Source organism: Nocardia barduliensis, assembly GCF_013315795.1.
GTDB lineage: Bacteria > Actinomycetota > Actinomycetes > Mycobacteriales > Mycobacteriaceae > Nocardia > Nocardia barduliensis.
Genome location: NZ_JABLTE010000068.1, coordinates 1 through 22,370 on the forward strand (window position 1 = coordinate 1; position 22,370 = coordinate 22,370).

At 69.0% G+C, this 22,370-nt stretch carries 15 protein-coding genes; 7 read left to right on the top strand and 8 right to left on the bottom strand.

The genetic code is table 11. The annotated features are described in order from the left end of the window. Nucleotides 1-198: 198 nt before the first annotated feature. The 5 genes from glmM to HOV91_RS25515 form a co-directional block, all read right to left on the bottom strand. A complete protein-coding gene (gene glmM, locus HOV91_RS25495) occupies nucleotides 199-1,575 on the bottom strand; it encodes a phosphoglucosamine mutase (RefSeq protein ID WP_174187939.1) in 1,377 nt (458 codons plus the stop codon). A gap of 215 nt (nucleotides 1,576-1,790) precedes the next feature. Then, nucleotides 1,791-2,300 (bottom strand): 30S ribosomal protein S9, encoded by a 510-nt coding sequence (rpsI, locus tag HOV91_RS25500; protein ID WP_174187940.1) that lies wholly within the window; start codon nucleotides 2,298-2,300, stop codon nucleotides 1,791-1,793. Next, nucleotides 2,297-2,740 (bottom strand): 50S ribosomal protein L13, encoded by a 444-nt coding sequence (rplM, locus tag HOV91_RS25505; protein WP_040864934.1) that lies wholly within the window; start codon nucleotides 2,738-2,740, stop codon nucleotides 2,297-2,299. The genes rpsI and rplM overlap by 4 nt, the downstream gene beginning before the upstream one ends. Nucleotides 2,741-2,915: 175 nt before the next feature. Further along, nucleotides 2,916-4,586 carry a hypothetical protein gene (locus tag HOV91_RS25510; RefSeq protein WP_438822693.1) on the bottom strand — a complete coding sequence of 557 codons (1,671 nt, stop codon included), beginning with the start codon at nucleotides 4,584-4,586 and terminating at the stop codon, nucleotides 2,916-2,918. 106 nt (nucleotides 4,587-4,692) lie between these two features. After that, complete coding sequence (locus HOV91_RS25515; RefSeq protein ID WP_174187942.1) at nucleotides 4,693-7,182, bottom strand: FHA domain-containing protein; 2,490 nt, start codon at nucleotides 7,180-7,182, stop codon at nucleotides 4,693-4,695. 108 nt (nucleotides 7,183-7,290) lie between these two features. Here HOV91_RS25515 and HOV91_RS25520 point away from each other — a divergent pair, with 108 nt between their 5' ends. Beyond that, complete coding sequence (locus tag HOV91_RS25520) at nucleotides 7,291-8,736, top strand: neutral zinc metallopeptidase (protein ID WP_174187943.1); 1,446 nt, start codon at nucleotides 7,291-7,293, stop codon at nucleotides 8,734-8,736. A 60-nt stretch (nucleotides 8,737-8,796) separates the two neighbouring features. Here the strand turns inward: HOV91_RS25520 and HOV91_RS25525 are convergent, their stop codons facing one another. After that, nucleotides 8,797-10,188, bottom strand: coding sequence for an FHA domain-containing protein (locus tag HOV91_RS25525; protein WP_174187944.1), 1,392 nt, complete (start codon nucleotides 10,186-10,188; stop codon nucleotides 8,797-8,799). Nucleotides 10,189-10,333: 145 nt separating this feature from the next. On the opposite strand from HOV91_RS25525, the gene HOV91_RS25530 reads away from it, so the two are divergent. From HOV91_RS25530 to HOV91_RS25555, 6 genes are all read left to right on the top strand, one after another. Next, nucleotides 10,334-11,539, top strand: a complete 1,206-nt coding sequence (locus tag HOV91_RS25530) for a DUF7373 family lipoprotein (RefSeq protein ID WP_174187945.1) — start codon at nucleotides 10,334-10,336, stop codon at nucleotides 11,537-11,539. A gap of 109 nt (nucleotides 11,540-11,648) precedes the next feature. Beyond that, entirely contained in the window at nucleotides 11,649-12,848 is a 1,200-nt protein-coding gene (locus HOV91_RS25535; RefSeq protein WP_174187946.1) for a DUF7373 family lipoprotein, read from the top strand. Further along, nucleotides 12,845-14,074, top strand: coding sequence for a DUF7373 family lipoprotein (locus HOV91_RS25540; protein WP_174187947.1), 1,230 nt, complete (start codon nucleotides 12,845-12,847; stop codon nucleotides 14,072-14,074). The genes HOV91_RS25535 and HOV91_RS25540 overlap by 4 nt, the downstream gene beginning before the upstream one ends. Nucleotides 14,075-14,156: 82 nt before the next feature. Next, nucleotides 14,157-15,692, top strand: coding sequence for a serine/threonine-protein kinase (locus tag HOV91_RS25545; protein WP_174187948.1), 1,536 nt, complete (start codon nucleotides 14,157-14,159; stop codon nucleotides 15,690-15,692). 420 nt (nucleotides 15,693-16,112) lie between these two features. Then, nucleotides 16,113-16,430 (top strand): WXG100 family type VII secretion target, encoded by a 318-nt coding sequence (locus HOV91_RS25550; RefSeq protein WP_043720033.1) that lies wholly within the window; start codon nucleotides 16,113-16,115, stop codon nucleotides 16,428-16,430. Nucleotides 16,431-16,466: 36 nt separating this feature from the next. Continuing rightward, a complete protein-coding gene (locus HOV91_RS25555; protein ID WP_174187949.1) occupies nucleotides 16,467-16,769 on the top strand; it encodes a WXG100 family type VII secretion target in 303 nt (100 codons plus the stop codon). A gap of 110 nt (nucleotides 16,770-16,879) precedes the next feature. Here HOV91_RS25555 and HOV91_RS25560 read toward each other — a convergent pair whose 3' ends face one another. Beyond that, a complete protein-coding gene (locus HOV91_RS25560; protein ID WP_174187950.1) occupies nucleotides 16,880-18,319 on the bottom strand; it encodes a type VII secretion-associated protein in 1,440 nt (479 codons plus the stop codon). After that, nucleotides 18,319-22,353 carry a type VII secretion protein EccCa gene (gene eccCa, locus HOV91_RS25565; RefSeq protein ID WP_174187951.1) on the bottom strand — a complete coding sequence of 1,345 codons (4,035 nt, stop codon included), beginning with the start codon at nucleotides 22,351-22,353 and terminating at the stop codon, nucleotides 18,319-18,321. Before eccCa ends, HOV91_RS25560 begins: the two co-directional genes overlap by 1 nt. Nucleotides 22,354-22,370 lie beyond the last annotated feature (17 nt).

Genomic DNA, 22,370 nt, shown 5'->3' on the forward strand with positions numbered 1-22,370 from the left:
GTGGTGCGGTTTGCCGTCCAACGCGCCCAGCTCAACCCCCACCACGACTTTCGAGCGAAGCGAGAGCGAGCATGCGCCGTTCGCGGCCCGGCTCGCGTCCGAGCGGCCGCCGCGTCCGCGACAAAGGAGCAAGCGGCGGCCGCTCGGACGCGAGCCACAAAGGGGCCGCGAACCCGCCGCGACGAAGTCGCGGCCAAATCACACAGCCGCGACCCGCTTGGCCAGGTCGTCTGCCAGTTGGCGCGCCTGGGCCGGGTCGGTGGCCTCCACCATCACCCGCACCAGTTGCTCGGTGCCGCTCGGGCGCAGCAGCACGCGTCCGGAGTCGCCGAGCGCCCGCTCGGCCTCCAGCACCGCGTCTCGGATCTCGGGTGCGCGCGCGACCACGGCTTTGTCGCTGACCGGCACGTTCACCAGGATTTGCGGCACGGGCTGCAAGACGCTCGCCAGAGCGGCGAGGGTGCGCCCGGTCTTGGCCATTCGCGCCATCAGGCGCAGACCGGTGAGGATGCCGTCGCCGGTGGTGCCGTAGCGCGGGAATACCACGTGCCCGGATTGCTCGCCGCCCAGCGTGAAGCCGCCGCGCCGCAATTCCTCGAGCACGTACCGGTCGCCGACGGCGGTGGTGCGCAGAGTGATTCCGGCCGCCCGCATCGCGATGTGCAGACCCAGGTTGCTCATCACCGTGGCGACCAAGGTGTCCGCGGTGAGTTCGCCCGTCTCGTGCATGGCGAGGGCGAGGATCGCGAGGATCGCGTCGCCGTCCACGACATTGCCGTAGGCGTCGACGGCCAGGCAGCGGTCGGCGTCGCCGTCGTGCGCGAGGCCGAGATCGGCGCCGTGCTCCAGCACCGCGGCCCGCACCTGGTCGAGGTGGGTCGAGCCGCAACCGTCGTTGATGTTCAGCCCGTCCGGCTCGGCATTGATCGCGATCACCGTCGCGCCCGCCTCGCGGTACGCGGCAGGCCCCACCTCCGAGGCGGCGCCGTGCGCGCAGTCGACCACGACGGTCAGCCCGGACAGGTCGTGCCCGGTGGCCTCCACCAGGTGTTCCACGTAGCGCTCATGGGTGCCCGCCAGGCTGTACTGGTCGGGGACGGCCAGCCCGTGATCCCGCGCGCCCGCGGCGCTGCGCACCCGTCCGATGCCCGCGCCGGTGGGGCGGAACGGCGTCTCCGCGGCGACGAGCGCCTCGATCCGGTCCTCGATCGCGTCGTCGAGTTTGTGCCCGCCCGCGGCGAAGATCTTGATCCCGTTGTCGGGCATGGGGTTGTGCGAGGCGGAGATCATCACGCCGAGGCACGCGTCGTACAGGCCGGTGAGGTAGGCGACGGCCGGTGTCGGCAGCACCCCCACCGAGAGCACGTCCACGCCCGCCGCGGTCAGCCCCGCGGTCACGGCGGCCTCGAGCATCTCCCCGCTGGCCCGTGGGTCGCGGCCGACCACCGCGAGCGCACGCCTCTTGCCCCGGCTCAGGATCTGCGCGGCCGCGCCGGAGACGCGCAACGCGAGCTCCGGACTCAGCGACTCGTTGGCAAGCCCGCGGACTCCGTCGGTGCCGAACAACCGTCCCATACCTCGCCCCTCATTGGTGATCTGTGGCGTGCGCGCCGGCCCGGGAGGCACCGGCCTGTGCACCACGTAGGCCCGGCGAACGCCGCGTCTTCATACAGCGCGAGAGCAGGCGACCAGCTGTTCGCTGGGAGCCTGCTCTCGTACAGCTGCCGCGACGACCGTACCGCGTCCGGCACTGCGAGAATGCCGGACGCGGAAGGTCGACGATGCCGAAATCAGCGCTTCGAGTACTGCGGCGCCTTACGCGCCTTCTTCAGACCGTACTTCTTGCGCTCGGTGGCACGCGGGTCACGGGTCAGGAAGCCGGCCCGCTTCAAAGCGGGACGGTCGTCCGGGGTGACCTCGATCAGCGCGCGGGCGATGGCCAGCCGCAGGGCGCCTGCCTGGCCGGACGGGCCGCCGCCGACCAGGCGGGCGTGCACGTCGAAGGACTCGGTGCGCTCGACGGTCACCAGCGGCGACTTCACCAGCTGCTGGTGCACCTTGTTCGGGAAGTAGTCCTCGATGGTGCGGCCGTTGAGCACGAAGTTGCCGGAACCGGGCAGCAGGCGCACGCGCACGACGGCCTCCTTGCGGCGGCCGACGGTCTGCACCGGACGGTCGATCAAGACCGGGGCGTAGGACTCCGATGCCTCGGAGTCCTCGTAGCCCGCGCCGTCCTCGACGGCCTCGGCGGCGTCGAATTCCTCGACGAAGTCCTCGGTGAATTCCTCGGGAGCGGTCACTGGGCCACCTGCTTGATCTCGAACGGAATGGGCTGCTGGGCGGCGTGCGGGTGCGTCGGGCCCGCGTAGACCTTCAGCTTGCCCGCGATCGCGTTACCGAGCTTGTTCTTCGGGATCATGCCCTTGACGGCCTTCTCCACGAGCCGATCGGGACGGGTCTCCAACACCTGACCGACGGTCCGCGACTTGAGGCCGCCCGGGTGCCCGGAGTGGTGGTGGATGAGCTTGTCCTGCCGCTTGTTGCCGCTGATGGCGACCTTGTCGGCGTTGATGATGATGACGAAATCGCCACCATCGACGTGCGGGGCGTAGGTCGGCTTCGTCTTGCCACGCAGCAGATTCGCTGCCTGGACGGCGAGACGGCCGAGCACTACGTCAGTGGCGTCGATGACGTACCACTTACGGGTCACGTCACCCGCCTTGGGGCTGTACGTAGGCACAGTGCTTCCCTGTCTGTCGTCGGTGTTGCCAGCCGAGCGTGTGGTCGAGTTGTTTCCCGGCGGCCGGTGGAGACCCGGGACTCGGTGGACGCTCGGCGATTCACCAGGATTCGACCGGACGTTCCACACGCCAACGAGCCACGATACCAGTGGGGTATCGGGGGAAGAAATCGCGTCAGATCTCGATCGGGGGGCCGAGGTCGATGGCGCCGGGCGGGCCGGGGACCAGGTAGCGCAGCGTGTCCACCTCGGGCCGCGCGCACTCCGCAAGGCTTTCCCGGACTTCCCGATGGTGTCCCCGTGCGGTGATCACCCCCTGATCGGGCTGGGTGAGGGCGTACGGAACGGCCGGACACGCGGCGGAATCGGCGAGTTCGTCCGAGACGACCGATCGCGCGTCGAGGAAGACCGGCTGCGCGGTCGATTCCACCCGGTCACCCCCGGACGGCAGGGCGACGACGGCCAGCGCCACCGCTCCGATGACGGTGTTGGCTCCGAACAGATTGCCTTTCATCTTGTTCCAGAGCTTGCCTTTGCGCTGCTGGTCCTCGTCCTCGGATGCGGCGGCCGGGGCCTGCCACCCGCCCTGGTGCTGTTGCCCGGGATAGGGCTGCTGCTCCCCCGCTCCCGGATAGGACGGCTGCGGGCCGAGCGGCGGCACCGGCCCTCCGGGCGGCCCCGACGGCGGGCCCGCGACGTCGCCGCCCGGTCGCTCGTCGGGCGCGCTCGGCGGCCGGGTGAAGCGGCTGCCCAGCTCGGCGAGGTTCGGCGGGAGACCGCGCGGCACCTCGTCACGCCCGATCCTGGTGGTCGCCTCGTCCGGCTGGGTGGGGTATCCCGGCCCGTACTGGACACCGGGCACCGGCCGGACCGGCGGCTGCTGCTGGTACGGCCCTGTCTGCGCCTGTTGCGGCGGCGCGTGCTCGGCCTGCGGACGGGCGTCCACCGGGCGCTGCGGGGCGGGCGCCGGTTCGGCGTGCCTGCCCGCGGGCTCCGGTTCCTCTGCTTCGGTGTCGCTGACCAGCAGGTGCGCCGCGCCGAGCACGAGCGCGTGCATCGGATGGTCGGCCACTTGCAGCCGATGCCCGAGATGGTTCTGGAAGGCCAGGCGCAGCGCGTCGTTGAAGCGCACGTTTCCCGACAGCAGAACCGTCGAGGTGTCCGCGCCGATCGAACGGGCCGCCGCCATCACCTCGATCACCACGTCGTCCGCCGACCGCGCGTCGCGCATGGCCTCCGCGTCGACGGGGACGTCGACCGACTCGGTGGGCTGCTCGTCGTCGCCGTGCACCGCGACCACCAGCATGCTGCGGCCGTCGGAATACACGCCGGTCGCGCCGATGCCGCGCGGCATCGTCCGATCCGGCGGCTGCACCAGGCCGAGCGCGCGGACGTAACCGGACAGCGCGACGCTCTCCGGCAGCGGCTCGACGACGACGTCGAGCTGTTCCACCATCGCGGCGTACATCTCCACCTTCTCGTCCGGCCAGTTGTCCGGGAAGGGCAGCGCCACCAGGTCCGGTTTGCCGCGCAAGTGCTTGCCGATCGCCGCGAGCGGGTTGTACATGCGCGCGCGGAAGACCAGCTCGGCGGGCCAGGTCGCGCCCGCCACCACGATCTGCGGATGTCCCAGGATGTCGCGCACGTCGGCGATCGCCATCCCGAGATCGGGTCTGTTGCGTTCCACGCCCGCGGTGTGCAACCGGCCCGACGAATCCGCCAGCAGATAGGCCGGCGGCGTCCACATGCCCTCCACCTGTACCGGGCGGATGGGAATGCCACCGCCGCCGGCGGCCACGGACACCACATCCCAGCCGAGATGCACTGCCCCTACTCGCACCGTCACAGGCATAAGTGTGCCCGGTCCGCGGCCGAGATGCTCGTCGTTGCCTTCCCGCGCCGCTCGGCGCCGTTCCGGCGCACCGGGGCGCCCGCGAACCGCTCGGACCGCGTCACGCCGCCGACTTCTTCAGTCGCAACCGGCGCCAGGTGAGCAACGCAAGCACCAACGTGATCAACAGCAGCACGCCCACATTGAGCGCCCAGATCTCCGGCTTGTGCTGCCAGAGCGTGTCGGGCTGCGCGTTCAGGAACAGCTCGCGGATGTTCACCGTGGACGCGCCCGAGGCGTAGCCCCAGCGCGCCGGGAACAGCCAGGACACCTGCTCGAGCACGACGCGGCCGGTGACCGGGATCAGGCCGCCCGCCATCACCAACTGGCACATGATCGCCACCACCAGCAGCGGCATCACCTGCTCGTTCGATTTCGCCAGCGACGAGAGCAAGAGGCCGACGACCACGCAGCAGATCGCCGTCAGCGCGATATCGATGTACAGCTCCGCGCTGCCGGAGGCCAGCACCGCGCCCTCGCCGGGGCGCTTCTTGCCCGCGAGCACGATGCCGACCAGCACCGCCGACTGCAACAGCGCGGTCAGACTGAACACGGCGATCTTGGCCATCAGGTAGGCCGAGGGCAGCAGTCCGACGGCGCGTTCGCGGTGGAAGATCGTCCGTTCGCCGACCAGGTCGCGCACCGTGAGCGTGGAGCCCATGAAGCAGGCGCCCAGGATCAGCACCACCAGCAGCTGCTGCGTCTCGCTGCCGCCCTCCGGGACGAAGCTGCCGTCCGGCAGCGCTTTCAACGCGCCGCGCTGGAAACCGTTCTTTCCCGGTACCACCAGCGACAGCGCGCCGAGAATGAACGGCAGGATCACCAGGAACGTCAGATAGCCGCGATCGGCCAGGATCAGCCGGACCTGACGGCGCGCCAGGGTGGAGAACTGCTTGCCACGGCTGGACTGCGGCGGACTGCCCGCGGACCCGTACGGCTGCTGCGGCGGTGGGGGCGGCGGTGCGAACGCCTGCCGGGAACGATAGGCCGCGAACGCCTGATCCGGATTCGCCGCTACGTTGGCGAAGATCTCCGCCCAGTCGCTGGTGCCGAGCGCCGCCCCGACACCGGCCGGGTTGCCGCAGTAGGCGGTCTTGCCGCCGGGCGCGAGCAGCAGCACCTGATCGCACATGTCCAGGTGCGCCACCGAGTGAGTCACCACGATCACCACGCGGCCCGCGTCGGCCAGTTCCCGCAGCATCACCATGACCTGGCGGTCCAATGCCGGGTCCAGGCCCGAGGTCGGTTCGTCCAGGATGAGCAGCGAAGGACCGGTCAACAGTTCCAGCGCCACCGAGGCGCGCTTGCGCTGACCGCCGGAGAGCCGGTCGACCCTGGTGTCGGCGTGCTCGGTGAGCGAGAGCTCTTGCAGCACACCGTCGATGACCTTCTGGCGGTCGGCTTTGCTGTTGTCGCGCGGCAGTCGCAACTCGGCCGCGAAACCGAGCGCTTGGCGCACCGTGAGCTGGCGGTGCAGCACGTCGTCCTGCGGCACCATGCCGATGCGCGAGCGCAGCGCCTCGTACTCGGCGTGCAAGTTGCGCCCCTCGAAGGTGACCACACCGCCGGAAGGCCGGGTGGTACCCGCGATCAGGCGTGACAGCGTCGACTTGCCCGCGCCGGAAGGGCCGATCAGCGCGGTCAGCGTGCCGCGGCTGGCCGACATGTTCACGTCGACGAGCAGTTGCTTGTTGCCCTCGACGGTGAAGCCGACCCCGTGCACCGCGAGCCCCTGCTCGGCGACCGGCTTCTGCCGGTGCACCAGCGTGCCCTGCTGGACGACGAAGTCGACATTGCCGACGGTGATGATGTCCCGCTCGCGCAGCACCGCCCGTTGCTGGCGGTGCCCGTTGACGAAGGTGCCGTTCGCCGACCCGAGATCCTCGATGACCAGCCCCTCCGAGGCGGCGACCAGTCGGGCGTGCTTGCGGGAGGCCAGCGGATCGTTGACGACGATCTGGTTGTCGGTGGTGCGGCCGATGCCGAGACCGCTCTGGGGAATCCGGTCGGCGCGGGCGATGGGCGCCGTGCTTGCCCTGGCCCGGACCGGGGGCATGTTCGAGGTATCGGCCCTGGTGGTCATGTTGACGTTCACCGCGGGCGCGGGCACGTCCGGTGGCGCCGGGTACTGCGGACGCTGGAACTGCTGCGGCGCGGGCCGGACCGCGTACGGCGGCGGCACCGGCTGCGCCGGCGCCTGCTGCGGCGGGCGCACCGAAGGCCGTTGCGGGGGATGCGGGTTCGCGGGCAGCAGGTGCAACAGCGGGCCGCTGATGGCGTCACCGAGCCGGACCTGGGTCGGGCGGTCGATGGACACCGGCTGGGTGAGCCTGCGCGCGTCCACGAACACCCCGTTGGTGCTCTTGTTGTCGGTCAACACCCAGGCGCTGCCCTGCCAGGCCAGCGTCGCGTGTACACGCGAAACGAGCGGGCTGTCGACGAACAGCGTCACCTCCGGCGCGCGGCCCATCGTGACCTGCTGGCTCGAATCGAATACTCGTTCGTTTCCATCATGGCGCACGGTGATGGTCTGCGCCCCCGGTGAAGACATGCAGCGGATACTATTCCATCACCCGGACATCGGCGGTGCCCCCGATGCGCCAATTGCCCCGATCCGGCGACTGATGTGAACGCTGTGCCGGCCGACCGAGGGGGAGCCTTGCCGAGAGTCGACGCGACCGCGCTTGTCGCGGTTCTGCTGGGGATTCTGGTTCTGGCCTGCGGGTGCACCCGCTCGGTGGACGGCAGGGCCGTCTCCATCTACGACGATCCGTTCAAGGTCGCCGGACTGCCCACCACGAGCGGCCCGAGCGGCCCGCGCACCGGCGTCCCCGACAGCGCCCTGACCGCGACCAACGGCGACGGCGGTGCCGTGGACACGCTGGCGCTCAACGCCGTCGACGACATCCAGACCTACTGGCGCGGCGCCTTCGGCAAGGAGTTCCAGGGCGAGTTCAAGCCGGTCGAGAAGCTGCTGTCGTGGAATGCGAAGTCCCCCCGCGGCGATGCGGTCGAATTCTGCAAGGAGACCACCTACCGCTTGGTGAACGCCGCCTACTGCCGCCTGGACAATTCCATCGGCTGGGACCGGTCGGTCCTACTTCCCACCATGGAGGAGACCTTCGGGAAAATGGCCGTGGTGATGGTGCTCGCGCACGAGTACGGGCACGCCGTGCAGACCATGGCCAAGCTCGTCGGGCCGAAGGACCCGGTGATCGTCAAGGAGCAGCAGGCGGACTGCTTCGCGGGGGCGTTCATGCGGCACGTCGCCGAAGGCAAGGCCGCGCACTTCACCATCAACACCTCCGACGGCTTGAACTCGGTGCTCGCCGCCACCGTCGCCATCCGCGACGCCGACCCCGACGACCCGGAGAGCGTGCACGGCTCGGCCTTCGAGCGGGTCACGGCCGTGCAGATCGGTTTCACCGACGGTCCGCGCGCCTGCAAGGGCATCGACATCGACGAGATCAACCAGCGCCGGGCCAACCTGCCGCAGACGTTCAGCGACGACGCGGGGCACGGCGAGCATCCGATCACGAAAGAAAGCCTGATCGAGCTCACCAAAGCGCTCCGAGCGATTCTGCCGGTCGAGGACGAGCCGACCTACGACTATTCCCGCGCGAAGATCGAATGCCGTAACGGCGTTGTCACCGCGCCGGTCTCGTACTGCCCGGCCGCGAACACGATCGCCACCGACATACCCGGGCTCGCGGAGCGGGGGGCCTTCGCCGTCGACGAGGACGACCCGCTGCCCCTCAAAGTGACCGGCGACTACAACGGCTACATCGTGTTCATCTCGCGATACACGCTGGCCGTCCAGCAGAACCGCGGCCAGAGCCTGGTCGGCGCCAAAACCGCACTGCGCGCGGCCTGTCTGTCCGGCGTGGTCACCGGCAAACTGGCCGAATCGGGACGTCCGGTCAACCAGGGCGACATCAAACTCGCCGCAGGCGATCTGGACGAGGCGGTGTCCGGTCTGCTCACCGACGGCCTGGCCGCGAGCGACGCCAAGGGCAAGACCGTTCCCAGTGGCTTCTCCCGTGTCGACGCCTTCCGCGCAGGAGTCCTCAACGGGGAAAGCACCTGTATGGCGCGCTATTCGTAAGGGATTTCGCCGCCGAAATGGCTCCGGTCATGCTTCACGCGGGCAGCCCACCCGCGCGGGTCAGCGGCCGAACGGTGGCGGCGCGGCCAGTTCGAAGCGCAGCACCCGGTTGCCGAGCATGATCTCGGTGCCGGGGATGAGCACCATGGACTGGTGCGGCGCCAGGCGCACCCAGTCGCGGTAGCCCGGCAGCCGGGTGCGGGTGCCATTGGTCGAACCGCTGTCCACCACCGTCACGTCCCAGTTCACCAGGCGGATCTCGGCGTGCGCCCGGGACATGCCACCGGAGGCGTCGTCGACGCGCAACGGGACCAGTCCGCTGTCCGCGGCGGGGGAACGCTCCGGATCGCGGCCGATCACCGCGTCCGCGGCGAGCATGTAGGTCATCCCGTCGTCGAGGATCAGCATGCCCAGCGGCGGGCGGACCACTTCGATCAGCGCCTGGGTCTGGTCCACCGGCATCCCGCAGACGGTGCAGAAGGCCGATCGAGGATCGCTGGGATGCGCACGGGCGCATTTGAATCCCATCACCTTGACGGTCAGCGCGGTGGCTTTGGCGGTCGCCTCCAGCCGCCGCTGCAGTTCCGGGTCGGGCTGCGGCGCGGGGTTGGTGCCGCCCACCTGGGTGGGCGCGTGATGGGGGTCGACCGGCTGTGGGGCGATCGGCGTCTGTTCGGACTCCGCGTCGAGCATCGCGGTGGACGGGGCGGTGGGATACCGCGGTTGTCGGGCGGCGTGCCGCGGTTGCGGCGCCGAGTGCGGTTCCGGCGCGGGCTGTGGCCGGGACGGCTGCGGTCGCTCGGATTCGGCTCGCTGCTCGGGCTCGATGCGCGCTGTCGTGGGCGGAGCCGTCTCCGGGCGGCGATGCGCGCCTGCGGGACGCGACGCTCGGCCGTCGCTCCCCGGCTCGGCGCCGGAGCCCTCCGACCACACGATCGCACCGCCCGCCTGCGCGACGCCCTCGACCAATCGGCCGATGCCGCGCTCCGGTGGCAGATCCGGGATCCGGCCCTTCCCGTCGTCGACGAACAACGCCGCCGCCCTGGCGGGGGTCGCGGCGACCCGATCCACCGTGAACGCCGCGTCACTGCCGCGGTACCGCTCGACGACGCCGTCACCGAGCAGCACGGCGGTGACCGCTCCGTGCAAGAAGATCGCCACGCCCCCGTGCTCGGCGGTGGACAGGATGCCGAAGTCGATCGGTTCGCCCGGGCTGATCCGCTCGGCCTCTTTCATGAGCCAGCGGGTCGCCTGCCGCGCTATCAGGGCACCGGGCCCGTCCGGCTCCCGTCCGGTCGCGTCGCGCACGAGTTCGGACAGTGATTCGAGGGCGACGGCCGCGGGCGAGTCCCTGGTCGGCCTACCCGGTCTGCGATGCGCGACGACGACGACCGCGCCCGCCACCCCGGCCACGGCGTGGCTGCCTACAACGACCTCGACCTGCCGATCCATCAACGCTATCGGCCTCCACCGGGGGTGTAGTGCGGGGTCGTCGCCACACCGACAAGGGTATTGCAATACGAACACCATCGGTCCCCCTCCCTGCCGTCCGTCGGGTAACTTCAGTGTCAGCAACGGGAGGAACGAGGGGCCTGAGATGGTTCGGACGCAACGCATCGCACTCACCGCGTCTTGCCTGGCACTGGCAGGGATGCTGACCGGTTGCGCGGGCGTGCAGGGGACGCCGACCGCGGGTGAGATCGATGTGCGCATGCTGGAAGTCGGCACCTATCCCGTCGACAAGCACGAGTACAGCCAGGAGTCCGGCGGCAAAGGCGCGCTGCTGGAAGGCATGCGGATGTCCGACGCGGTGGTCCCCACCGTGCGCGTCGACCCCGCGCTGAAATTCGGGCGCGGCAGCACCGTGGTCGTGGACGCCGAGCAGGCGCTGGACTTCGTGGCCAAGGTGTCCAAGCCGGTCTTCGACAACCGCAAGCTGGTCGTCGGATACGCCGCCAGCGGCGCCGACCGGCCCGATCCCGCGGGTCAGACCAACCCGTCGCCGGAGGCCACCGCCGTCACGAACGTCGTGTTCCGCTTCCCCGACGACACCACCGCGAAGCTCGCCGCGCGCGAACTCGAGGACGTCGACATCGCCGTCTCGCCGGACAACCGCAAACTGACCTCGACGAAATATCCCGACGCCTTCATCCACTGGCGGCCGGGCGTCGCCAACGTCGGCGCCTTCATGGCGTACAAGGAGTTCGTCATCTCCCTGTTCATCCAGCGGCCCACCGCGGACGGCGACGACTTGGTGAAGTGGGTCGACAAAACCCTCGGCGCCGAGGTCGCGCAGCTGGACAAGTTCACCGCGACCCCGGTGAACAAGCTGGACACCCTGAAGGTCGACCCGGACGATCTGCTGGCCCGCGTCGCGGTCGCCGACCGCAAGGACCGCGCCCCCGACCCGGCGGCCTTCGCCGTCTACGGCGGCTACCACACGGTGCACCGCGCCGACGACGAGTCCGTCCACCTGCGCCTGATCGAGGACGCGGGTGTGGATCAGATCGGTCTCGTCGACGACAGTTACGTCGCCCGCACCCGCGACGCGGCCGCCGCCCAGAAGCTGCTCACCGGCCTGCAGGAGAGCGAAGGCGCTCACTACGACCCGATCACCGCTCCCAAGGACGTCCCCGGAGCCAAGTGCCTGCAGCTCAACAGCAAGGGCGACCCGGACCGGGAGTACAAGTACCGGTGCTATGTCGCGTACAAGCGGTACGTCGGAGTCGTCACCAGTGATAAGGAACCCGACGTGCGACAGAAGGTCGCCGCGGAGTACGCGCTGCTGGCGAACAGTTTCTGAGTTCGGAACCGGTAGGCGCCGACGCTCTCGCGGTCCTCGACCGCTGGTGGGCGAAGTAGGATTCCGGCGCAACTACCGCAGTTAGGGGAGGGAAGTGCAGCACGGCGCCATGTCGAGATCTATTCGAACCGCCTGTGCCCTGGCGCTGGCCGGGGTCGTCGCCGTCGCGGGAGGTGCGTGTGGCGACCCGGAGGCCAGGCCCGAGCAGTCCGCGCCGCCCGTCGACTTGGCGCAGCTCGACGTGGGCAACTACGCGACGCAGCCACGCGCGCTGGGGACGGCGAAGAATCCCGAGCAGGCTCGCATGATCGAGGCGGAGCGGCTGGCGAACTTCGTCCCCCTGCCGTCGGACATCGATCCCGCGTTCGTCTCCGCGAATCCGTCCATCGCCAAGGTGTTCCTCGACCCGAAAGGCTCGCTCGGGCGGATCATGGACGTCTCCCGCTTCGCCGAGGCCGCACCGGATTTCGTGTCCGGGTTCCTCAGCAGCGCGGGCAGCGCGCCGGACAACCGGGGCACCGATCTGGTCAACGCCATCCTGATCTTCCCGGACGAGCAGAAGGCGGCCGCCGCCGCGGCGGCCCTGGAACGTGTCGACTTCGAGGCCAACAACCGGAACATGCCCGTGCAGATCCCGAAGTACCCCGCCGCGCACGCGCACTGGCAGCCGACCGACCAGTCGATCGGGTCGTGGTTCGCCACGGGCAAGTTCGTCATCTACACCTGGGTCTACGACTACGTGAAGGTCTTTCTGGAGAAGGTCGACCTACCCCAGTTGCTCACCCTGGTGGAAAAGAGTCTCGACACCATCGTTCCGGCGATCGGCCGGTTCACCCCCACCCCGGTCGACCAGCTGATGACCTTGCCGATCGACATGGACGGCATGCTCAACCGAGCCCTCCCCCGTCCCCGGGAAGATTCCTGGATCGACGTGCCCGGCGCGTACACGCTCCAGGGCGCTCTGCACTTCACCACCGATTCGGCGGAGGACCGCAGGATCATCGAAGCGGCGGGAGTGGATCGATACGCCACCGACGGAACCGATCTGTTCCGCACCCGGGACGCGGCGGCCGCCGTGCAGCTACGCGAGGAGCGGGGCGGATTGACGAAGAAGTTCCGCGCGGCCCAGGCGCCGAAAGGCCTGCCCGCGGCACGCTGCAAGGAGTACATCGGCAACAAGACGGTCGTCGTCCGGTACTACTGCTCGGTGACCCACGACCGGTACGCCGCGTTCGCGTGGTCGCATCAGCTGCTCGACGCGCAGCAACGCATCTCCGCCCAGTACGCCCTGTTGGTGAATGCCGCATGACGACATTCCGCACCGCCGCCGCGGCCCTCGCCTGCGCGCTGGCCGCCGCGATCCTCACCGGCTGTGGGTCGACCGTGCCGGGCGCCGCGCAGCCCGGGGAGATCGACATCCGCCGTCTCGACACCGGCAACTACCCCACCGAGCCGCCGAACGCGCACGACGACGACTACCAACCGCTGTTCATCGACATGAACAAGGTCGCCGCGATGCGGCTGGCCGATCACGTCGCCTCCGCCTACGACATCGATCCTCGGATGAAGTACAGCTGGACGTCCGCGAGCGTGAGCAAAGGGGTGCTGCCAGGGGAACTCGGACGTCCGGAGGACATGCGGCCGATCGCGGAGCGCAACCGGCTGATGTACGGGTTCCACACCAACGGGTCCGACCAGAACGTCAGCCTGTTGGCCTCGGGATGGCCGACCAAGCCCCGGCCCAATTCCACGACGGTCGCCACGACCGTCATGCAATTTCCCGACCCGGAGCGTGCCCGCCAGGCCGCCACCGAGTTCCACGACGCGGATCTCGGCGCCTACCGCGACCAGAACGAGCCGGTGACGCTGCCGCGGCAGCCGCAGGCACGAGCACACTGGCGGCCGGGCTCGCCGTTCCTGCGCGCCGTGCTCGCGCACGGTTCCTACGTGGTGGCGTTCCTCGTCTCGGCCAACGCACCCGACCGCAACGCCCTGATCGCGTTGACGGAGAAGGCCTATGACGTCCAACTGCCACTGCTGGACCGGTTGCCCCCGCTGACCGAGGAAGAGATGCTGCGGCTGCCCTGGGACCCCGACCATCTGCTGAGCCGGACCCTGAATCCGGCGAAGGTCCAATCCCCGAGCTACGACGACTCGCACGCCCTTTTCGGGCTGCGCGGAATCATCCAATACGCCGAGGACCGGGATTACGCGAGACAACGTTTCACGGCGATGGGCGCCGAGAAATTCGCCGTCTCCGGCGGAACGCTGGTCATTCGCACCGCGAGCCCGGAAGCGGCGCGCCGGGTCGCCGCGGAACGCATCACCCCCACGGTGGTCGCAGGCCCGGCGGATCCTCCGCCGCACCTGCCGGATTCGGCCTGTGTGGAGAACCGGTCCGGGCTTTTCGACGACCGGCGATTCACCTGCGTCGTCGCGTACAAAGAATACGTCGGATTCGTCGCCGCGAATCAACTGCTGGACGCTCAGCAGCGCGCTGCGGCACAGTATTCCATTTTCGCGAACAGCCGATAATGCGGCACATTCGTCGCACCCCGGGTCCGTTATGCTGCGTGGCGAACGCAGCGGCCCGCGTCGAGTCAGGAGATCGTGGAATATGGCGATGAGCCCCGGGACCATCGTCGGCGGGTACCGCATCCTGCGGGTGCTCGGCGCGGGCGGCATGGGCACGGTGTATCTGGCCAAACATCCCAGCCTGCCGAGGACCGACGCGCTGAAGGTGCTCGGCGGCGAACTCAGCCGCGACTACGAGTTCCGTACCCGATTCGAGCGCGAGGCCAATCTCGCCGCCGGACTCGACCATCCGAACATCGTCTCGGTGTACAACCGGGGTGAGGAACACGGCCAGCTGTGGATCGCCATGCAGTACGTGGACGGCACCGATGCCTCCGCCGAACTGGCCCGCGACCCGCATGCGATGAATCCGTTGCGCGCGCTGCGTATCACGACCGAGGTGGGCAAGGGCCTCGATTACGCACACCGCAAAGGTCTGCTGCACCGCGACGTGAAACCGGCGAATTTCCTGCTGTCCAAACCCGCCGACGGTGAAGAAGAACGCGTCCTGCTCACGGATTTCGGCGTCGCCAAAGCCAATGACGACACCACCGAACTCACGCAGACCGGCAGCTTCGTCGCCACCATCGCCTATGCCCCGCCCGAGCAGCTCACCGGCGGTACGCTCGACCACCGCGCCGATGTCTACAGCCTCGCGTGCTCGTTCTTCAAATTGCTCACCGGCCGCAATCCTTTTCCGGGAACGCAGCCCGCGCTGGTGATGATGGGGCATCTGCACGAGCCCCCGCCGCTGGCCACCGCGGTCAACCCCGGCCTGCCGCCCGCCATCGACCAGGTCTTCGCCCGTGCTTTGGCGAAGAATCCGGCCGAGCGCTTTTCCAGTTGCCGCGAGTTCACCGACGCGGCCGCGAGCGCCCTCACGCCCGGCTACAACCCCGTGGCCAGCAACACTTCCCCGACCTATCCGATCCAGGTCTTCGATCCGCGGCCGCGGACCGATCCGCGCGTCGCCGTCTCCGCGCAGAGCAGCGCGGGCACGCCGCCCGCACGGCGGAATTGGCTGCTCGCCGCGGCCGCGGGCATCGTCACGGTCGCCCTCGCCGCGGGCATCGGCATCTGGGCACTGAACCGGGACGGATCCGCTCCGGCGCCCGCCGCCGCCACGCCGACCAGCACGACCGCGCTGTCACCGCTGGACCGGGCGCGGGCGGACAATCCGGTGTTCCGGGGCAAAACGATCACGATGGTGGACGTGCCGCGCGGCTCGCAGGTCTCGATCTTCCTGGGCGGCACTCCGCAGACCAAGTTCCTGGAGGATCTCGGGTTCGTCTACAACCTGAACTACGGGCGGCAGGGCGACGAGGCATCGCCCAGGGAGCTGCCGTCCTCCACTCGGCTGGAGGTCGCGGCAGACGGCTATGTACTGGCCGTGCGCAGCGACGAAAAGGCTGGTGGCGGTGGTCTGCTCGGTCTTCCGTACCAAGTGGCGGGCACCCGTGCCACGGTGATCCCGCTGGACGATCCCGCCGCGGTCGCCGCGGTCCGCAATTGGAGCGAGTCCTCCGAACAAACGTTGCTAGACCGCCTGCTGCCGGTGCTGCGCAATCGGGTGAAGTAATTCGCTTGCGTCCGCTGGATCGAAGACTTCTGAGCTTTCGAGTTCCGGACCAACGACTTTCGCCTCGATCGAACTGCATTCTGCTGGTAGCGGCGGACTTAGGCGTTCGGTAAGGTGTACCGCAGCCAGCCCACTCGCCGATCATTACAGCAGCGAGCAGGGGGAAGGAGGGGAGCCGAGCGCTGGCGTTACAAAGTCATGCAGACCCGGACCGCATCGTGGTCTTCCGAGCAGGCCCGTACGTGGCCGCCGAAACCAGGGACGAGCCGGGCTGAGGGGCGCAGTGCCCTGATCCCGTGGGGCGAAGCCGAACTTTCTCGAGTCGGATGGAACCGATCAGACCCGCACCGCGTCCAATCAGATGTACAGGCCAACTGAGGCTTCCGCCGTTGGCCGAGACGGGAACCGAAAGGAGCCGAAATGGCAGGACAGCTCGAAGCGAGCGAAGAGGCGATCTCGAAGTTTGTGGACAACTGCCGGCAGCGGCATCAGGATCTGCAGACCGCGATCACCGCACTGAACAGCAAGTCGGATCAGACCACCGCCACCTGGAGCGGTGCGGCGCGTCAGGCGTTCGACACGTTCATGGACAGCTACTTCGCCCAGGCGCGGAAGCTGAACGACCAGTTGGATCAGACCTCGGACAAGCTCGCCCACGCCGGCCGGAAGTTCGCCGACCAGGACCAGCAGTTCGCCCAGCAGGTGGCCGCGCAGTCCTCCAGCCTGGACCTTCCCTGATCCGATAGCCGTACCACAGACAACAAGGAGCTCCCCATGGTAGCGAACGACCCCGGTCGGATTGCCTCCAACTTCGGCGAGGTCGAGGCGGGCGCACAGGCCATCGTGGCCGAGGCGCGCAGCGTCATGACCATGCTCGAAGATTTCCACAAGCAGGTCACCGACTTCGTGACGAACTACTGGAAGGGTGACGCGAACGACGCGTTCGCCTCGCTGCAGGCCCAGTGGAACACGCAGGTCACGCAGCTGAACACCACGCTGGAAAGCGCCGGCAGGCTGGTCAGCAGCGGAAACTCCGACCTGCAGGGCACCGACACCGCGCTGGCGGGCCTCTTCTGAGATCCCGTCTCGGCTGATTCGAGCCCCCGGTACTTTGGTGCCGGGGGCTCGAATCGTCCAACGCTCGACCGCGTGCCGTCACCTGTTCTGCTCCCGCGCCGCAGGACCGGTCACGGGACGACGCGGACCGAATCTCCGAAATTCGCGCACGGGGTTTCCAACTGGGCCCACCCGTCCCCCGCATACTGACAACCGATGCTGACCTGAACGCCGTACTCGAGCAGAACATGCCACCGGACGGTTGATCCGTCCCCGGGACGCTCCGAGTAGGCCAGGCCGGAACGGCCGCCGAACACCACGTCACGTTCCAGGTCGGTCAGCACTCCTGGCGGGCGCTGCGCCATCTGTGCCTCCAGCTTCGCGGCGACCTGCTCGTAACCAGAACCCGCCGCCACCGGCGTCTGCATCACCGTGATCCGCTGCCGAGCACCGGCTTCGGGCACCAGATCGACACGGGCACGTCCGCTCTCCGGCGACGGCGCAACGCGCCAGCCCGGCGGGATCCGAAATCGTATCCGGCCGAATGTTTCCGGCGCCGCATCAGCCGAGGTGCCGACCGGCGGCGGAACGACACCGGTCGGTGCCGCCTCGGTGCTCGGTGTCGCGGTCGCCCCATCGTCTCGACGCCCCGACGAGACCACCACGCCGACGACTACCAGAGCGACGGCCACCACTGCCGCGATCGCGGCGGCCGCGAAACCGGCCGTGCGATAGCGCGGCTTCCGCTGCGCCGCGGCGCGTTCCCGGAGCGGTCGCATCCATTCGGTGGGCGCGGGCGCGGCCTCTGGTGAACCGCCCGGTTCGAGCCTGCGGCCCCGGACGAGATCGGCGCCTGCGACGGGACGCAGCTCGACGGCAGTGCCCGCCGCTTGCGCGATCGCGGTATGGAGCAAGTCGACTTTCGCGGCGTCGGTGATGCCGACCACCTGGGCAAGGTCGATCGGGCCGCCGTCGAGCAGTCGAGCCACGAGCGCACACAGACTCGCGAAGCCTGGTGTATCCGCGCTGATTTCGTCGAGCGCGAGGGTGGGCTCGTGTTCGCAGGATTCGACATGCACGCCGCGATGGCTCCGGATGACGGTGGACGCCGTGGTGGTCAGCAGGCCGAACTCCAACACCAGCGTGCGTCGGCTGTGGCTGGTGCCCTCATCCGACGCCACCGAGCGCACCGCGATGTGCTCGAACGTGACCTTCGACGCGCACCGGCGCGCAGCCTGTTCCAGCACCCCGCGACGGTCGCCACCCCATTCGCTGGGGCAGATCAGGGTGATCCGGGCGCACGGGGCCGGGACGCGAAGATTCTCCAGGACCTTCGCGAACACCGCCGCCGTCGCGTCCACCACCGAGGGCGTACGAGGCGGCAAGGCAATGGCATCGGCGGGCGCGAACTGGACCACCGAGCCGACCTGCGTCCGCGGATTCAGCGGCTGGCCCACCACGAGATCGAAGCCGTTGCTGCCCAGGACGACCGAGGGCGGCACGTCCCAGTGCGTATCGGCGCCCCGTGCCCAGATACGCGCTTCGGTGACGACGAGCTCGACCTCGGACATCAGGGCGACGGCATCCACGCCGTCTGCACCAGGCCCTCGGTGTTACGGGTGACGTAGGTGCCGCGGCCCGGCGGCATCGGGCTCGGTCGCTTGGTGCCCATCAGGACGCCTTCGTCCTTACTGCAGCTCAGGATCAGGCCCGCGGAACCCAGATCCCGCATCCTGGCCAACGTCGCCTCGAACATCGCCCTGCTCGCACCACCCGAACGCCGGGCGATGATCACGTGGAAGCCGAGATCGCGGGCGTGGGGCAAGTGTTCGAGCAGCGCTTGGACCGGATTCCCCGCGGAGGTGGCGACCAGGTCGTAATCGTCGATGATGACGTACAGTTCCGGTCCGCTCCACCAGGAACGTTCCCGCAACTGCTGCGGGGTGACGTCGGGCCCCGGGGTGCGCTTGCTGACGTAGGCGGCCAGGTCGTTCATGTTCTGGGTGAACTGGGGCGCCGTGGAACCGTAGCCGGCGAGGTAGCCCTCGGGGACCAGGCCGAGCATGCTGCGCCGGTAGTCGCCGAGGATGAAGCGGGCCTGGTCGGGGGTGTTGGACGCGGCGATGCCCTCGATCAGCGATCGCAGCAGCGTCGTCTTTCCCGATTCGGTGTCGCCGATGATGATGAAGTGCGGGCTCTCCGCGAAGTCGATGTGCACGGGAGCCAGTTCGGACTCGTTGATGCCGAACGGGATGCGCAGGCACTTCGTGTTCGGGTCGACCTGTGCGGGCCAGTCGCCGGCCAGGTACAGCAGTTGCTCCCGGGAAAGCTGCTCGGGCAGCATGCGGACCTGCGGCGCGTGCCGGCCCGGCGTCAGCCTCGCGATGGTGGCGACCGCGCCCGCGACGGCCTGGCTGAGGTCGGTGGGGTCGGAGCTGCCGTCGATGCGGGGCAGGCCGGTCAGCATGTGCAGGCACTCGGGCGTCATGCCGCGCCCCGGCCGTCCCTGCGGAACCAGCGAGGCGAACTTGCGACCGAGATCGGAGTCCATCGGATCACCCAGTCGCAGTTCGATCCTGGTGCCGATCTGATCCTTGAGCGCGGGCCGCGCCTCCGCCCAGCGATTCAGCGCGATGACCACGTGCACGCCGTAGGACAGGCCCTGCACCGCGAGGTTCATGATGGTCTGCTCGAGCATCTCGAAGTCCTGGCGGATCGAGCTGAAGCCGTCGATCACCAGGAACACGTCACCGAACGGATCCTCGTGCGCCCCGGCGGCACCCGGGCTCGCGGCCGGGTCCATCGCGCGCAACCTGCGGAAATCCGTCATCGATTCGATGCCGAGCTGGCGGAAGCGAGCCTCGCGCTGACGGACGATGGTGGTCATCTCGGCGATGGTGCGGCGGACCTGGTCCTCGTCCAACCGGCTGGCGACCGAGCCGACGTGCGGCAAGCCCTGGAGGCTGGCCAGCGTGCCGCCACCGAAATCGAGGCAGTAGAACTGCACCTGTTCGGCGGTGTGCGTCAACGACATCGCCATGATGAGGGTGCGCAGCGCGGTCGACTTGCCGGACTGCGGGCCGCCGACGATCGCGACATTGCCCCTGGCGCCGGACAGGTCGACGATCATCGGGTCGCGACGCTGGTCGTAGGGCCGGTCGACGATGCCGATCGGGGCACGCAGCGTGGACACCGCGGAGTACTCGCCGGTGAGCAGGGAGCGCGGCAGGAGCTGGTCGAGCGTGGGCGCCTCGTCCAGCGGCGGCAACCAGATCTCGTGCGCCGGGCGGCCGTGGCCGCGGATCCGGGAGACCAGCATGTTCAGGTTGGACAGCTGCTCGCCGTCCTCGTCCTGGTGTTCCTGCTCCAGGTTCGGTTCGGGTGGCAGCGGAACCCGGTCCGCGGCACGGAAGTCCACGTGGGTCGCGGTGAACGGCCGTGCCTTGACGTCGATCTCACCGGACTGCGTGGCCACGATGATGTCGCGCTGCGAGCCCCCGCCGACGTACGGACCGGAGACATAGGAAGCTTGGAAGCGCTGAATCTCGCCGGAATCCGCTTTCAGGTAGCCGCCACCGGGATTGTTCGGCAGGTTGTAGGCGTCCGGCACACCGAGCACCTGGCGAGATTCGTTGGCGGAGAACGTCTTCAGACCGATCCGATAGGACAGGTGGCTCTCCAGGCCCTTGAGCTTGCCTTCCTCCAGCCGCTGCGAGGCGAGCAGCAGATGCACGTGCAGCGAGCGGCCGAGGCGGCCGATCATGACGAACAGCTCCGCGAAATCCGGGTGCTGGGTGAGCAGTTCGGAGAACTCGTCGAGCACCACGAACAGCGCGGGCAGCGGGTCGAGGTCGGCGCCCGCGGCCCTGGCCTTCTCGTATTCCGAGACGTTGGCGAAGTTGCCCGCGGCACGCAGCACTTCCTGGCGGCGGTTCATCTCACCGGCCAGCGCGTCCTTCATGCGGTCGACGAGGTCGGCCTCCTCCTCCAGGTTCGTGATGACGGCCGCGACGTGCGGCACCCCGTCCAGGCCGAGAAAGGTCGCGCCGCCCTTGAAGTCGACCAGCACCAGGTTCAGCTGGTCGGGCGAGTGGGTGGCCAGCAGGCTGAGCACCAAGGTGCGCAGGAACTCCGACTTACCGGAACCGGTGGCGCCGATGCAGAGACCGTGCGGGCCCATGCCGTTCTCGGCGGCCTCTTTGATATCCAGTTCCACCGGAAGGCCGTCGGCGCCGACACCGAACGGGACGCGCAGGCGTTCCCGTCCGTAGCGCGGCCGCCAGGCGTGCTCCGGGTTGAAGGCGCCGATATCACCCAGACCCATCAACTGGGCCCAGGACGAGATCACGTCGGAGTCATCGGTTTCCACGTCGCTGCTGCGCTGGGTGGCCGCGCGGTACGGCGCGAGCCTGCGCGCCACCTGCTGCGCCTGCTCGGGGCTGATCCGGTCGATGAGCGCGAAGCGCTCCTGATTGCCGGTCGCGCCGCGGCCGACGCACTCGCCGTTCTCGACGATCATCTTGATACCGCGGGACACCGCAAGGCGCGGCGCGTAGCCGCACAGATCGATGATGGTGACGCCCTCGTACCCGGATTCGCGCAGTTGATCGTCCTCGGCCTCGAGCAGGCCGCCGTCCACCACGAAGACGATGTGCACCATGTTCGCGTTGGCGGGCTGGTTGCGCGAGTACCGGACCCGGTTGCCCAGCAACGGGTGCAGCCCGGTCATGGCCTCGCGGATCGAGCCGTAGAACATGCGCTGGGTGCCGATGCCGTCCTGCGCGTCGGGGTGCTGGGTGTGCGGGAGCCACTTGGTCCACTCCCATTCCGGGGCGGTGTCCGGGCCGCAGACGACCGCGACGAGCACCTGGTCCGGCGCCTGGAACATGCACAGCTGCACCAGCATCGCGCGGGTCATGTCCCGAGCTTGCGCGCGATCGCCGTCCAGCGCGATGGTGGCGAAGCCTTTGACCGCGACGGCGGTCGGCAGGTCGGGCACGGTCGAGTGGGCGCGCACGAAGCGGCGCAGCGAGACCGCGGCGATCGGCTCGAGCTCCTCGACCGGGCCGGTCTCGGGGGCGACCAGCCTGGTGGCCAGGCGCTGGCCGCCCAGACCGATGCGGGCGTGGCAGAAGTCCTTGTCCCCCGCGCGGCGTTCCCACATGCGGCTGGTGCCGGCGAGCATCCAGACCAGGCCGGGCTCCGGATGGCTCCACTCGACGGAAGCGCGCTGCTGGGCCGCGGTCTCGTTGACGTCCTTGCGAACCTGGTCGAGGTAACGCAGGTAGTCTTTGCGGTCCTCGTTGGCCTCGGCGGCCTTCTGTCCCTTGCCGCCACCCTGGCCCGCAAACATGCCCACCATGGAGAACAGCATCATGAGCGGGAACATCATGGTCATCGGATTGGAGGCGATGCCGCCGCCCTGGGTGAACAGCAGGGCCATCATGCCGACCATGCCGATCACCATCACGACCGGCATGAGCTTCATGACCAGGTTTCCCGGTGTGACCCGGGGGATTTCGGGCGGGGGCTGTAGCGTCACCTCGCCACCGGGCGTTCGGGGCATCTCGCGGCGCGCACGGCGCTGGAAGCGGACAGTGCTCATCGACGAGAATCCCCCTT

Excerpts from the sequence above, each read along its gene's own strand:
- HOV91_RS25545 (WP_174187948.1), top strand. The coding sequence starts at position 14,157 with ATGGCGATGAGCCCCGGGACCATCGTCGGCGGGTACCGCATCCTGCGG.
- glmM (WP_174187939.1), bottom strand. The coding sequence starts at position 1,575 with ATGGGACGGTTGTTCGGCACCGACGGAGTCCGCGGGCTTGCCAACGAG.
- HOV91_RS25550 (WP_043720033.1), top strand. The coding sequence starts at position 16,113 with ATGGCAGGACAGCTCGAAGCGAGCGAAGAGGCGATCTCGAAGTTTGTG.
- eccCa (WP_174187951.1), bottom strand. The coding sequence starts at position 22,353 with ATGAGCACTGTCCGCTTCCAGCGCCGTGCGCGCCGCGAGATGCCCCGA.
- HOV91_RS25535 (WP_174187946.1), top strand. The coding sequence starts at position 11,649 with ATGTCGAGATCTATTCGAACCGCCTGTGCCCTGGCGCTGGCCGGGGTC.
- HOV91_RS25530 (WP_174187945.1), top strand. The coding sequence starts at position 10,334 with ATGGTTCGGACGCAACGCATCGCACTCACCGCGTCTTGCCTGGCACTG.
- HOV91_RS25515 (WP_174187942.1), bottom strand. The coding sequence starts at position 7,182 with ATGTCTTCACCGGGGGCGCAGACCATCACCGTGCGCCATGATGGAAAC.
- HOV91_RS25525 (WP_174187944.1), bottom strand. The coding sequence starts at position 10,188 with ATGGATCGGCAGGTCGAGGTCGTTGTAGGCAGCCACGCCGTGGCCGGG.
- HOV91_RS25560 (WP_174187950.1), bottom strand. The coding sequence starts at position 18,319 with ATGTCCGAGGTCGAGCTCGTCGTCACCGAAGCGCGTATCTGGGCACGG.
- HOV91_RS25540 (WP_174187947.1), top strand. The coding sequence starts at position 12,845 with ATGACGACATTCCGCACCGCCGCCGCGGCCCTCGCCTGCGCGCTGGCC.
- HOV91_RS25555 (WP_174187949.1), top strand. The coding sequence starts at position 16,467 with ATGGTAGCGAACGACCCCGGTCGGATTGCCTCCAACTTCGGCGAGGTC.